We start from the raw sequence: 14,580 nt of genomic DNA on the forward strand, positions 1-14,580 counted from the left end.
CTATTTATATTATCCGGATTAATATTTAGATTTATTGGAGTTACAATATTGTTGGGAACATCAATATGGTGAAGAAAGAAATTTTTTAAGATCATGAGAATTTTTAATAGTTATCAATAGTTTTCTCAAATTTATTAATTTATTCTCAACAGATGTAAACTTTTTCTATATTTATAGTTTGTTTTAGATTAAGTTTTCATTTATGCTAAAAACGGACTCCATGTCCATACTTCCCAGATAATGTCTTGTCACAGCCGTACTTGAATGGGATAACATTTCTGATATTTTATCTACAGAAACTCCTTGTCTTTTAAGAACAGTAGCATAAGAATCTCTAGCAGTTTTCAGTTGGAGAGTTAATGATAAGTCTAGACGTTCGGATATTTGTTTGAGGGATTTATTGACACTCTTTCTTACTTTTCGATTCATGTAATCAAAGTTTTCGTCGGTGTAACCATCTTTTAAAAATCCTAGTAAGAAAGGACTATTTTTATCACCAACTTTATTTATAATATTTTGTACTTTTTGATTTATCGGAACAACAATTTCCTGTCTCATTTTTTTTTCTAGTATTTTCTGTTTTCTTTCTGAAAAAAACAAAACAGTTACCATTTCTCTGATCCCATCGTAGTCTTAAAAGATCGGCAAAGTTGATACCATTACAACGATACAATAATTCCCAAATATCACGAGCAAACTCTTCGTCCTTACTCTGAAATTCATCTAAATTTATAATTTGTGATATTTCATTATTGGTAAAGACTTGTTTTTTCGGAAAATATTCACAAATAGAATAACCACCTTTTCCAAAAGGATAAAAGTAACCGGAAGGTATAATTTTTTTCTTCTTCATGAAATAATTTATTACCGTTCTTAATACGTCGCTTGATGATCTAAGTTCCACTGGTGAAACTTTTAACAAGAAAGGAAAAACGGATATCTTAATTCAGGATATTAATGGTGAAATCATGTTTATTGTAGAATGTAAAATTTGGAAGGGACAGTCTAAAATATTGGAATCCTTAAACCAATTATTTGATAGATACTTGAATTGGCGAACTGATAATTGTGCTCTAATATTTTTGAATAAAAACACAAAAAATGTAACTGATATTTTAGTAAAGATTAATACTAATATTACTGAACATCCACTTTTTAAAAATAATATTGAAAATTATAAAGAAAACGTTCAAACTTATTTGTTTAAACATCCTGCTGACAATAACAAAGACATCACATTAAATGTATTTCTATTTAATTGTTTTTAACCTTTTGCGGTGTATGTTTATTTAATCCTTTGATATTTGAATTAAGGTGAGAGAAGTTTAATCTAATAAATTATTTTTTTTCAAGTATTCTTTTTTTACAACAGTTTGTCAATTCGAATTCAGAAAAGTATATTTACTATAACAGTTGGCAGTCCCGGTTTACCCTTTGAAAAAAAAGATTTCAACTACTCTTCAGTACCAAAATTGTTGCAAGATTTGGTGCAAGACTTTTTTGGTAGATGGTCATAGAACTGAATAAATCATCAAACAAAATAAAATATCCCCTTTTCTGTCCCCTTGATAAACAGAAGATTACGAAAATCCTGCAATGACTCATAATCAGGTGGTCCCTGGTTCGAGCCCAGGTGGGACCACAAAAAAGCACTTACAGCAATGTAGGTGCTTCTTTTTTTTGTAGAAATTCTATGCTTTACTTTACATTCGTAATGAAATTAAAAGCAAAATCCCCAGTTTAAAATAAAACTATGGGGATTTTTATTAATATAAATGTTGATTTGGGTGTCTGTCTTTCAATTAACTTTTTGCAATTACTATGCCTTTATTATTTTAGAATAGCTGTAATGTATCTTTTGTAACTATGATTGGTGTTCAAAATTATTCTGAGAGACAATAGAGATCAATGAGGTTGATATTTTCTGTCTCTGGGCGTATGTGAATCCGAAAAGCTTGATCTTCACTGCGTATTTCCTGTTTCTTTTAGATCTGACTTTTAATACTAATGACGCAGATACAATATGTTGGTCGAAGTTGTAGTCACGAATGTAATTTTGTGGAAACTCAACGGCCGGAGAACTGAATTTTTTGAAACTGAAAGGATGTATTTTTCTAATCGTAACGCATCCGCCTGAGAATTCATAAGTCACAATTTTGATTTTGGTTAGGATAAAAATCAATAAAATAACTGCGACAAAACATAAGCTGTCTAAAATAGTTTGGTTAATGAATGCAACGCTTACAAGTATCATGCTCATCATCAGTATGAGAGTATATGCAGTGATTTTTGCAATGGTGCAATTAGATACTTTCATTTTTCTTAAATAGTGTTTATAACAGTTTAAATTATTTTTGAATACGCAGAACCGATAGGATTTATTTAATCAAAAACTTGGTGCTGCGGTATTATCAAAGATAAAAATCTTAAATATAATTTACACTATAATTTTTAAATAATATTTAATTATGATGTAAGTATTCGTAAATTTTTACATTTATAAATGCGATAATGTTACTGGTAATTAATTAATTGTAAAATATATGCAGTTTTTGCCAGCTTTAATTATTTTATTAAATTTTTTGTTAAAACAGAATGAATGATGGTCTAATGAGTGCCTGAAAAGGGAATTTGACGGATAATTTTCTTCAAATTTTTTGCGAAATTAGACGCACAGTTTGAGAATTATTAGGGGTGAGTTACTTCTAAACATCTAATCATATCTTTATTTAATTTGTCAATTCTGACAGATGATGCTGTTTATAAGTTGAGAAATATATCGATCTGAAACTTACTTCACCTCCAACAGTCTTCGGGCGTAGAAATTCCTAGGAAAATGAAGCAATCCTGTAATATTGATAAATGAAGGCCGTGAATTTTAAAAGACGGATGTCTTCAGTACTTTAGTTCCCTTATGGGACTTGTGAAATTAGACAGGGATTCAGACTTGTTATAATAGTTATCGGTTGAGAAAAATACAATTTCTAACATAGGAATGATTCCGATGGATACTGCCTTGATAATAGAGAGGAATTTATCCTTTTCTTTTATGGCTCCTGAATTTAGAACGATTTCAGTATAGGAAGTCAGTTTGGTCTTATGCAGTTAAATCTCTACTTTTTTTACAGTTGTTTGTCAAGCCAATTATAAAGATGAATCTTTACCTGCATTTTCCTTGGTCTGTCTTTTCAGTACTTTATCAGCTCTCTTTTCTTTGGTGGTTTTCAATGCAACTGTTTTATCAGACTTCTTTTTGTTATCTTTTTCTTTTGACATAATACTTTTTTTATAAAATTATAAAGTAAAGATGATTCATAAATTCCCCAAAGGCTTACAGCCGAGTTTGTTTTTATTGTATAATTCACAGATATTCAGAAACTAAACATAAATAAATACGTTTAAAATTGGAAAGGTACATTTAATGACTAACTTTGAAATTGCATAAGGATAAGTTGAGTATTTCAATGACGGCTAAGCATTGTCATACCGCAGCAAATGAAGATCTATATAAAATATATGGTAAGTCTTCGGTGTAAAATGGTGGTGCACGAAGAATTAAACAGCTTAGGATTAAAACACGCAGTTGTTGACCTTGGTATGGTAGAATTGATGGAAGACATCAATCCGATACAGAGAGCGGTTTTGAAAGAAAATCTCCTAAAATCCGGTCTTGAAATGCTGGATGACAAAAAAAGCATTCTTATACAGAAGATAAAGAACGTGGTCATTGAAATGGTTCATTATTCCGAAGAATTGCCGAAAGAGAATTTTTCAGATTATATCAGTAAAAAATTGGGATATGACTACACCTATCTTGCCAATACGTTTTCAGAGGTGAAAGGCATTACGATACAGCAATTTATCATTATCAATAAGATTGAAAAGGTGAAAGAACTTCTTCTCTATAATGAGCTCAATCTCACCGAGATCTCATATAAGCTCAATTACAGCAGTGTAGCACATTTATCAAACCAGTTTAAGAAAATTACAGGGCTGTCTCCAACTTATTATAAACAGCTGAAGCTAAAACGCAAAGATAATCTTGAAGATTTGTAGTGAGAGTGATCAGCAAAAATAATGAGGAGTATATCAATTATATAGTTTCAATCACGATAAAACTTTTATAATCAAAGTATTACAGTTTTTTTTAAATTAAAAAAGGATAAGAATTTTCATTCTTATCCGATTATCCCCGTCATCTGTGTTGTATGGTTAGTGATCTCTATAGTTGTGGTATTTTTTGAATTATCAATTAATATACTGCAAAGTTGAAATAAAAAATGAAAGTCTCTTTGTAAATGATTACGAAATGTTTACACAATTCATTGTTTTAAGGATGGCTGAACGAAATTTAAAGTTAATGTAATCTTCCGGCAATCTTCGGTTGATGCTGATGATTTATCTTTATCGATTAAATTTTCTGTTTCGATGAGGCTTTCCAAATATATTTTCTTTCTGCTTATATTTTCATTTACTTTAACAGATGCCCAACAAAAACCGGTAAAGATCGCTTTTCTGGCGGACGTTCATTTTCAGGATTTGTATGGTAACTTCTCAGATAATGATTTCAAAGGAGCGGAAAATCCCAAGACGAAAAAGAAAACGCTTCTAAGAACGATGGATGCGCAGCTGCATTCCACAAGAATCTTTAATGAAAATTATTTTGCTTTTTTGGCTGCTTTAGATGATATTGTAAAAAGAGGAATTAAAATCGTCGCTCTTCCCGGTGATTATACGGATGACGGACAGGCCTACAATCTTCGTGGACTCGGGAAAATACTTAACGATTATCAGAATAAATATGAAATGAGGTTTTTTATCACCACTGGAAATCACGATCCGGTAAGTCCGTTTTTGAAAGACGGCGGGAAATCTGATTTTTTAGGTGAAAATGGAAGTCCCGTTAATATTTTCAGCGATAAAGATTTAGTTCAAAACAAAGGTCAGGAAACCATTATTACCAAAGATATCGCCATGTCTGGTTATCTCGAAATAATGAATAACCTGCAGCAATTTGGGTTTTCTCCTTCTGAAAAAGATATATTCTGGCAGACTCCTTTTGACGGTGTTTCTTACCAAAACTACACGTATAAAAATGCTTTAAAATCTGCTGAATATTCCAACAGGATGTACGAAGTCATGCCGAGGTTTAAGGTTCCTGATTTAACTTATGTTGTTGAACCGACTAAAGGAATCTGGCTTTTGGCGATTGACGGAAATACATACATACCAAAAAACATCAGTGGAAATCCAAAAGACCCCGATAACTTTCATGGCGCTTCCGTGGGATACAATAATGTACTGTCAAATAAAAAACATCTGATCGACTGGGTGAAAAAAATCTCAGATGAAGCAGAAAAAAATCACAAAGTTCTGATCGCATTTACACATTATCCGATGTTGGATTACAATGACGGAGCATCGGAAGAGATCAAAAATTTATTAGGTGAAAGTAAATGGCAGCTCGACAGAAATCCGGACAGTAAAGTTGCTGAGGTTTTTGCAGAAGCGGGACTGAGACTTCATTTTGCAGGCCACATGCATATCAATGATACCGGAATCAAAAAGTTTGAAAACGGAAAGATGCTCGTCAACATTCAGGTACCTTCGCTGGCGGCTTACCTTCCGGGATATAAAATTCTGACTGTCAATTCTCCGGATGATTTTGATGTGGAAACTGTTTCTATCACAGATGTTCCAAGATATGATGAACTTTTTCCACTTTATCAGAAAGAATATCAGGTTTTAAATAGTCAGAAAAAGAAAGATATCTGGAATGCTGATATTTTAAAAACAAAGAATTATAAAGATTTCACTTTATTCCATTTGAAAGAGTTGGTGCGGCTGAGATTTGTTCCGTCAGACTGGCCTGAAGATTTTATTGAAAAGGCAAAAAAACTTTCCGGGGAAGATTTACTTTTTTTAAGTCAAAGCAAAAAAATATCAGACAAAAATTCAAAGAAATTTAAAAATTGGAATTTTGAATATGCCTTACTGAATCTTTATCAATTGCAATCGGCCGACGAACTTGCAAAGAAAGATATTTCTGAAAAACGACTTTCTCAGTTCAAAATTTTGCACCACAATTTCGAAAAACTGAATACGGATAATCCGTTTATTAAGCAGCTGAAAATATTTTTTGCGATTTTAAATAAATTAGCTTCCGGTGATCCTGCAGATCATTTTAAAATTGATTTTAAGAAAGGAGAGATTTACCGGCTGAAATAATTATTTCTTTTTAGATTTTCCTCTTTTTTTTAGAATGTCAATCTCGATAATATTATTGTCTTTACTGATTTTTTCCAACATCATCTTTTTACTTTCACGGATAATCTGTTCGCCGGTTTTGAAGTTTCCTTCAGAATCTCTCTGATCTGGAATTCTGCCAATAAGATGTGCTACAGGGTCAGCTCTGTTTTGAAGGTAAGCTTTTACAAATCCGCTGTAATCGACTTTTATCTCCCCAAAATCGTCTTTACGACTGGGATACTGAAAAGCGGCTGTCCTGTTTTTAATGCCTTTTAAAACCAATTTGTGACTTAAAGTGGTGTCTTCAATTTTAAGAATCAATCCTGGTAAACCATGAAATTTATACGGTCCATCCTGAATGGGAATATCTTTAGCGAACCATGCAACCCATGTTCTGCCTCCAAATTCTGTCGTCGCTTTTTGAACCTTATAGTTTAATATTTCATCAAATTCATTTGACAGATTCCATTTCAAATCTACCTTCTGGCTAACCTGATATTTCGAAAATGCAATTATGGTTTCAAAAGACACTTTATTATTCTTCAAATCCTTTATGTCAATTTCAGCGATATTGTATAAAATCGGCATTACCATCAGTCCTTTTTTGCTTTCTGCATTTATTGTAGAATCTGAAATGTATTTTTTTAAACTGTAGTAATAAGATTTATCCTGATCAAAATTGAGAATCATAATTTCTGTGCTTATATTTCCCCGATCGGCAGAATCTGATATAAATTGATATTCGTATGTGAATTCTTTATTTTGTGCACAAAAGAGCGCAAAACATAAAATGCACAAAAGACTTAAGTATAATTTCATGAGTTTAAATCCGTTTTAAAATAATAAAGATTCAGGTTGATAAAGTTTAATTTTTTCTGATCAATAATTTAGGCAATCTTCCCAGAATCATAAACTTCACAGGCAAAGCAGTATAAATCTCTTCGCCAGACACGGTTGATTTTATAATTTAAAACAGCATTAATTTCGCGAACGATATCTATATTTTGTGCGAGAGTGGCAGTGTCTTTTTGTTGTTCAGAAGAAACCTTTTTGTGCTCAGTAGTTTCATCCGTTTTCGCGACCTTTTCAGAGTTAGTTTGATTTTTTTTGTTTTGTGAGATGGCTGCAGTATCCGACGATTTTTTTTGAGCAGAAAAAATGGTGAAAATGAAGATCAGCAAAAAGCTTAAATTTAATTTCATAGATGTTAAATTGTTTCTCAATTTAGTGAAAATTTCAATAGTTTTTTATTTGCTGTTTAAACTTTTTAAAAATGGGAAAATTTCCGTAGTGCCCTCCATTGTTTCGGAAATAAATCCGTCCGCGTTAATGAGAAAAAGAATTGGATAGCCGTTGATTCCATATTGTTTTTCAAGATTTTTCTGATCGGCAATTACAGGAAATTTCACTTCCTTATTGACGAAATATCTTGTGACTGCTGCTTGCGAATCTGAACCAAAAATATTGATCATTTCTACCTTAGGATTGAGGTTAAAATCTGAGCTCAGAAGATAATCTGTGATTGCCTTCGAATAGCCACAGTTGGTAGAAGAAAACAGTAAAAGAGTCTGCTTAGCATTTTTTTCTTTAAAAGAAATCTTCTGACGTTTCATGTCGACCGCCTCGAATGCCGGAGCTTTTGTATTTTTAGCTAATGGATGCAGAGAATCCTGTCTTTCAAAATATTTCAACGCATAATTTTTCGGAAGAACTACTTTGAGATTGGTAATTTTATCAGAGAAAATATAGTTGCTGAACAGAAAGGTAACTGTTTGTCCCAGTTTTCCGTTAACGAAACTTTTCCTTTCAAATTTATTCAGCGTAAAATTTCCTGAAATGTATATGTGAAACTCAACTTTTATCTCTTTTCCTTCATAATGATTGATGCTTTCAATGTTTGAATAATGCGTATGGCTTTTCCCGTCGATTACGGTTTCATCAATAAATTTCCACTTCTTTTTGAGTAGAGTGGTGGGACCAAATTGCCTGAGTCGGGAAGTTGAGATCGCTGAATTTTGATTATCTCTTTTCTCGTACTCATAAATAGTTTTTTCAGCATGTTTCACAGCATGATACAAACCGTATTTGTAAAACTCTTCTGAACTTTCATCTTTGCTGTAAAATTCAAAATCTTTATTCTGAGGTTTGTAAATGGTATATAAAACATTGATCACGGACAATTCATCTGTGTCAGGATTGGGGTAATATGCTGTAGTTTTATAGCTGATAACGTTGGCCTGAAAATATTTCCGTTTGGCCTTTTCAAGATCCGGAACCTGCGCATAAAGGCAGGAAACGGTTAATAACAGTAAGAAAATACTTGTAATTTTTTTCATTTGAATTTAATCTTCAATTTTTTCTTCCACATTATAAAGTACTTCACAATCACAAAATCCTCCGTTTTCTTTCAGGAATTTTTCAACCTCATCAGTATTTCGAACTTGGTTTGTTAAAGATTGATGGATCGACCCTCTTCGCTACGCAAAATATTTTTATCAGTAGGCAAAAGAGAATGACAACTTATTACAATAAAAAGGAATATTGAAAAGCCGATTAATAATTTCAATTTCATAGAAAATATAAATCAGTTTTTAAATATTAATAATTAGTGCACGAATCATCTTAAAACAATCCTTTCGTTATTCTCTTCCAGCAATCCTTTAGAAATCAGTTCCTGAAAACAAGAGTTAATAACGGTTTCAATCTGCACATTCATTTTTAAAAAGCCAAACAGTCTCGCAGTCATCCTGATTAATTCATCTTTTTCAACGCTTAGATTAGATTGCATAATTTCCATAATGGCTACCGAAATTTCATCTGGTGCAATATCTTCAACCGCTCTTTTTTCAATGGAATTATCCCGGTACACTGAGATGTTTTCCGGCTTAGTATTTTCTGACCAATAAAATTTCTGATCTTTTTCTGTAGATGTAATGTTCGGGATTGAGTTCAGTATTTCATCCAAATAACCTGTCAGTTTTGCTCCAGCTCTGGAATTCCAAAGTTTCAGTATTTTTCTGAATAAAACATTTTGGCTGATAGGAGCTTCAGTGTCAATTATTTTAATGATTTGACTGCGAAGAAGGTCTTTGTTTTCGGAATAGTAAACCGACTCTGAATTTGCGCCGGGGTTTGAAGGAAATTCAGCCGAAATATAAGACTGGCCCGAAGAGATGATTTCTTCGTCCTCAATTTCGCTCAGGCCGTTTTTTACTGTGATCACAACTTCAGCAATCCCTTCCTCCTGTGTTTTTACATTATTTTTAATTTGTTCGAGCAACGTTTTGATCTCAGCAACAATTTTGTCTTTATTTTTAATCCAGTCTAAAGTCCAGATTCGGAAAACGTTCCAGCCCAGACCTTTCAGAACACTTGGCGCAAGAAGTTCGCGGTCATTGGTTGTACTGACTTTAAAGTAATTTTCGCTGTCTACTAAAATAGCAAGCAGGTATTCATGCTGATTGTCGGGGTCGATAATTCCGATATCAACCTTGTAATCTGAAGTTCCGATATTGGTTTGCGTTTTCAGACCGTGACTTTCCAGAAAATGAGCAATCGAAGTGACAATTGATTTTTCATTCTGATTCCGAAGCGTTATGTCTTGACTCATCATCCCTTTTTCCGAAAAATTAAGGAAGTTTTTCAGACCTTTTACGCCTTCAGCATTGGTGCGGTTCAAATCGATCTGATCACCTTTTAAGGAAGAAAAAACTTTCATTTCATAGCGTGCTCTGGTCACAGCAACGTTCAGTCTTCGCCATCCACCGTCGCGGTTCAGCGGTCCGAAATTCATCGAAACTTTTCCGTCTTCATCCGGCCCATAACCTACAGAAAATAAAATAACATCTCTTTCGTCACCCTGCACGTTTTCGAGGTTTTTAATAAAAAGAGGCTCCTCGCTGTTCATTGAAAACTCTTCCAAATGCTGATTTTCCTGAAATAATTCCTGTAAAAGATCTTCAATAAGATTTTGCTGAGTCTGGCTGAAAGTCACTACGCCAATCGACTTTTTATTTTTACTTTGAAAATGGTTTTTAATATAGGCAATGATCGCCTGTGCTTCATTAATGTTGGTTCTTGTTTTTCCTTTGTCGTAAAATCCGTCAACGAATTCAAATGTTACCTTACGGTTGAGGTCATCGGGAGATGGGAATGTCAGTAATTTATTATCGTAAAAATGCGCATTGCTGAACGAGATTAGACTTTCATGCTTACTTCGGTAATGTCGCAACAGATAATTTGACGGAATCGAAAGTGCCAGACAGTCGTCCAGAATACTTTCGAGATCTTCCAGTTCCATGTTGTCTTCATCGGTTTTTGATGTGGCGAAAAAGCTTGTAGGCGGCATCTGTTTCGGATCTCCTACGATAATCGCCTGTTTTGCTCTAGCCAAGGCGCTGATTGCCTCTGATGTTGGCAACTGAGATGCCTCATCGAAAATTACAAGATCAAAATGCTCCTGATTGACGTCAAAATATTGGGCTACCGAAATTGGGCTCATCAACATGCAGGGTTTCAGACGGGGAATAAGACCCGGAATCTGATCAAACAGTTTTCTGATTGATAAACCCCGTCCTTTGTTTCGGATGGCTTTTTGCAAAATGCCAATTTCGGAGCTTTGAGCGGCTTCCTGTACAAAGTTTGGTATTCTGTCACTCAGTTTAAGAATCAGTTGGTTTTTGGTCAGCTGCGTAAACTCTCTGTGAAGATCTTTATACTGCTGAATCTGAGATTCATAAATATCTGCATCAAAACTGTTAAGTGTCTGGAATTTATAAATCGTTTTAATAAATAAATTCAGATGAATAATTTTCTCAAATTCCTGTTCGAGAGAATTGGTGTTGAGTAAATCTTTTTCCAAAAACCTGATCAGCCAGTCGAGTTCCAAATCTTTAGCTTTGGCTTTTAAAGCATTATAATTTACCCAACTGTCGAGCTGGTCAATATTTTGAATGATATTTTTAAGTTCAGGATTCTGCGGAATTTCAGAAACATACTGTAAAAGATCAATTCTGCTCTCCTGAAAACTTTTAATTTCACTGATGAATGCGGGTAAGTTCTGTTGCGTTTCATTTTTAGTTGAAAAATCTCTTAACCAAATCTGAAAATTCTGTATTCCGGTTTTCTGACCTAAATCTTTTGCAATCTGAATGATGTTGAAATCCTTTTCAATGCTTAAAATATCATAAGAATTACCATTAAAATAAGGAGTTGCTGAACTTGTAACGGTTACGAAATTCTGATTCGTCAGCTGATTTTTAATTTTTTTATATTCTTCCAGTTTAGCAAATAATTCATCAATCTGCACCTCAGATTCAATTCCGGACTTGCTGTAACCGTTCAGTTGCTGTTTCACTTTTCTCTGCTTAAACCATTTCGGGATAAACCAGGTATGTTTTGCCTGATTCCACAAAATATTTAAAGGCTGAATATCAATATTAAATATTCCCGAATTAAACTGTATTAAGACCTGACTTTCAATTTTTTGAAGTAAATCCTGCTGCGTCAGCCAGTTTTTAAACAAATTAGTCTGTGTCTCGTCAAAACTGATATCAAGCAGATTTAATTTTACAGAATTTGTTTGCAAAAACTCAAGCAGATCAGTTACTGAATTGTTGTCAGAATTCTCAAGCTGAAGGTCGTGTTTGATTTTTAAAGCTGCATTTTCCTTGTCGAGATATTGATTGACTGCACCAAGAATCAGATTCTTGTTTTCATACTGGTGGTTTTCAGTTTTTATGAATCTTAAAGGATGTGAAGATGGCTGTCCGACCTTCTGAACTATAGATGCAAACGGAATCAACCAGTCTTTCCAGTTATTCCACGTGGTAACGTCGACATTTTCTAAGGCGGTATCAATCATAAAACGGTCATCCATTTTGATTTGATGTGTTTCCAGATAAGAAACAGTATCAAAAAGGCTCCATCCGATTTTAAATTTTTTGTGAAGCTGGTTAATGTATTTTCCCAGTTCGAGTTTACGCTCGTCCAATCGTTTTGCTTCTTCTGCAAAATCTGCGTTGATCTGATATTTTGGAACGTCCAGTGTTCTTTCAAACTGTTTCAGGACGTCAGATTTTTTAGATTTGTTTGAATGAAGTTCTAGACAGAAAGCACCGAGACCGATATTTTCTAATCTGCTGTGAACAACATCCAAAGCGGCTTTTTTGGCGGCTACAAAGAGAACTTTTTTATCATTCGCCAAAGCATCTGCAATGATATTGGTAATGGTCTGTGATTTTCCTGTTCCGGGAGGACCATGAAGAATGAAAGTTTTATTCTGATGGGCATTTTTTACCGCGTTGAGCTGAGAATTATCAGTAGAAATCGGCAGCATCAATTCTGAAGACGACATATTTTCCAGACTTTCAGTATCCATTTCAACAGATTCGAGCGTTTCTGAGAGCTTTCCGTCAATCAGACTTTTGACAATTGAACTTTTCTGAATTTCGTCAGCGTATTTTGAGATGTCCTGCCAGAGAATCAGTTTGTTGAAAGAAAAAGTTCCCAAAACCATCTGTTCCAAAACGTCCCAGCCTTCCAGATTCAGTATCGCATTTCTGATGATTGCAAGAACTTTAGGCACATCAACACCAAAATCATCGGTTGGTAAAGTTTCTAAGCTGTTTAAATTAAATTTAAATTCCTGCTTCAGATACTCAAGAAGCGTAATGTTAATCATGGTTTCTTCCTCACGGCTTCGCAGCATAAATTTAGAATTTACCGATTTTCTAGAAAGCTCTACAGGAATTAAAAGAATTGGGGCAAATCTTGGAATATCTTTATTTTTAGGCTCGTACCATTTTAAAAGTCCGATTCCTAAATACAAAGTGCTTTTCCCGTTTTCTTCTTCCGCTAATTTTGAAGTTCTGAAAAGATGGGTCAGAATGGTATCGAGATCATCCTGATGATAGTAAGTGAGGATTTTATTGTATTTAAATTCATCATCAGCCATCTGAAAAAGAGGTTGTGATGAATGAAGCGGTTCGTGATACAGATTGTATTTTCTGAGAACAGGCTGATTGTTGTTTGGGTGGATCGTGAATGCTTTTCCTTCTGCTAAACTGTCTTCGAGCAAATTGACTTTATAATCAACCAGCTGCAGCATACTTTTTGTAAATCTCAGATTCAGAAGATTATTACGGAGCGATAAATCGAGCAGTTTTCTTTCCCAGATTTTCTGTTTTGTAAGATTGGTCGTATCTGTCAGTTCGAGGTCAGAATACAGGGTTCCTATTTCAAATTCATCATCCAGATCATCATTATTGAGTTGAGAATTTATTTTTAAATCGTCATTAGTATTATTTTCAATTTTTAATAATGGCAGCGGAGAGATGCCGTTGGATCTTGCATTTTTAATATCAATTGAAAGCAGGAAACTGGAAGAATCCATAATCTGTGTTTCTGCACTGTTCATGGCCTGTTTAAAAGAGACACTGCTCCCTTTGCAGAGATGGGTCGATTCGATAAGAGCAATTTCTTTAATTCCGCTGGCGATTCTTTTGGAAATAGCCGTCTGATCAAAATTCACCATCGCATCAAATCTCTGATCATCGAGCCATACACCGACAAAGGCATGACCTTTTGTCATCAGAAGAATTGGATTGAGATTAATTGCTTCAAGACAGGCAGCGAAGAGTAGAGAAATATCAATACAGTTTCCGAATTTTGTTTCAAAAACCTGATCAATCAGACGGATTCTCTGCCCGGTTTCCTCAAAGCTTGGCGGCATTGAACTGTAAATAAGTTCTAAATTCTGTATCGATTTATAAATTGCCGAAACCATTTGCAACACACGTTCTTTATCTTTCGACTGGTAAGCTTCAAATGAAGGATTAAGATTATTCTGTTCAAGTATTTTTATTGCATCAGATTTAATCTTATAAATCAGCGAATTGTTGGGAGTGACGTATGCCGCCAACAATTGTGGGAAAGACTGTAAGCCGCCAAAATAATCAACCGGAAGAACTTCAATAGAAAAATTTTGTCTGAAAAGCGATTCGTTATGCTGAAAAACTTCAACGGTAACAGTATCTAAATCCTTTTCTGAAAGACTTTTGAGCAAAGCATTATCAAAAACAAAATTGAATAAAGAAATCTTGTAGAGCGAATTTTTTTTAAGCTGATCAATGTAGACATTGTATGTTTCAAAAATTCCTAATGATGATGAAATTTGCAGATTTAAATTTTCCAAATCTTCTGAGACGTCCCGGAAAGATATTTTTTCAAGAAAATTGTATTTATTTAAGACAAATGTATAGTTGATATAAGAATTGTGCTGTATTTGCAGGTCAAAAGGAATAATCTGATTCATAAATGTTTTTTGTGCGT

At 33.9% G+C, this 14,580-nt stretch carries 11 protein-coding genes; 2 read left to right on the plus strand and 9 right to left on the minus strand.

Features of this window, described 5'->3' with window-relative positions:
- Positions 1–183 precede the first annotated feature (183 nt).
- The 4 genes from OMO38_RS17745 to OMO38_RS17760 all read right to left on the minus strand — a co-directional run bounded on the left by OMO38_RS17745 (position 184) and on the right by OMO38_RS17760 (position 3,276).
- On the minus strand, positions 184–558 hold the full coding sequence (locus tag OMO38_RS17745; protein ID WP_264751525.1) for a tyrosine-type recombinase/integrase: 375 nt from the start codon (positions 556–558) through the stop codon (positions 184–186).
- Entirely contained in the window at positions 503–853 is a 351-nt protein-coding gene (locus OMO38_RS17750; RefSeq protein ID WP_264751526.1) for a hypothetical protein, read from the minus strand. The genes OMO38_RS17745 and OMO38_RS17750 overlap by 56 nt, the downstream gene beginning before the upstream one ends.
- A 1,011-nt stretch (positions 854–1,864) precedes the next feature.
- Entirely contained in the window at positions 1,865–2,317 is a 453-nt protein-coding gene (locus tag OMO38_RS17755; RefSeq protein ID WP_264751527.1) for a hypothetical protein, read from the minus strand.
- Between the two features lie 827 nt (positions 2,318–3,144).
- Positions 3,145–3,276, minus strand: a complete 132-nt coding sequence (locus tag OMO38_RS17760) for a hypothetical protein (RefSeq protein WP_264751528.1) — start codon at positions 3,274–3,276, stop codon at positions 3,145–3,147.
- A gap of 219 nt (positions 3,277–3,495) precedes the next feature.
- Here OMO38_RS17760 and OMO38_RS17765 point away from each other — a divergent pair, with 219 nt between their 5' ends.
- Both OMO38_RS17765 and OMO38_RS17770 read left to right on the plus strand, forming a co-directional pair.
- Positions 3,496–4,056, plus strand: coding sequence for a helix-turn-helix domain-containing protein (locus OMO38_RS17765; protein WP_264751529.1), 561 nt, complete (start codon positions 3,496–3,498; stop codon positions 4,054–4,056).
- Positions 4,057–4,428: 372 nt separating this feature from the next.
- Positions 4,429–6,228 carry a metallophosphoesterase family protein gene (locus OMO38_RS17770; protein ID WP_264751530.1) on the plus strand — a complete coding sequence of 600 codons (1,800 nt, stop codon included), beginning with the start codon at positions 4,429–4,431 and terminating at the stop codon, positions 6,226–6,228.
- On the opposite strand, the gene OMO38_RS17775 is transcribed toward OMO38_RS17770, so the two are convergent.
- From OMO38_RS17775 to OMO38_RS17795, 5 genes are all read right to left on the minus strand, one after another.
- Positions 6,229–7,068 (minus strand): GLPGLI family protein, encoded by an 840-nt coding sequence (locus tag OMO38_RS17775; RefSeq protein WP_264751531.1) that lies wholly within the window; start codon positions 7,066–7,068, stop codon positions 6,229–6,231.
- Positions 7,069–7,136: 68 nt separating this feature from the next.
- On the minus strand, positions 7,137–7,451 hold the full coding sequence (locus OMO38_RS17780; protein WP_264751532.1) for a hypothetical protein: 315 nt from the start codon (positions 7,449–7,451) through the stop codon (positions 7,137–7,139).
- A 45-nt stretch (positions 7,452–7,496) separates the two neighbouring features.
- The gene (locus OMO38_RS17785) at positions 7,497–8,585 is read right to left on the minus strand and encodes a TlpA family protein disulfide reductase (protein WP_264751533.1); all 1,089 of its coding nucleotides are present in this window, start codon (positions 8,583–8,585) and stop codon (positions 7,497–7,499) included.
- A 6-nt stretch (positions 8,586–8,591) separates the two neighbouring features.
- Positions 8,592–8,714, minus strand: a complete 123-nt coding sequence (locus OMO38_RS17790; RefSeq protein WP_264751562.1) for a DUF2695 domain-containing protein — start codon at positions 8,712–8,714, stop codon at positions 8,592–8,594.
- 152 nt (positions 8,715–8,866) lie between these two features.
- Entirely contained in the window at positions 8,867–14,563 is a 5,697-nt protein-coding gene (locus tag OMO38_RS17795) for a DUF3320 domain-containing protein (RefSeq protein WP_264751534.1), read from the minus strand.
- Positions 14,564–14,580: the final 17 nt, after the last annotated feature.

Origin of the sequence: Chryseobacterium kimseyorum (assembly GCF_025971945.1) — a bacterium.
Classification (GTDB): domain Bacteria; phylum Bacteroidota; class Bacteroidia; order Flavobacteriales; family Weeksellaceae; genus Chryseobacterium; species Chryseobacterium kimseyorum.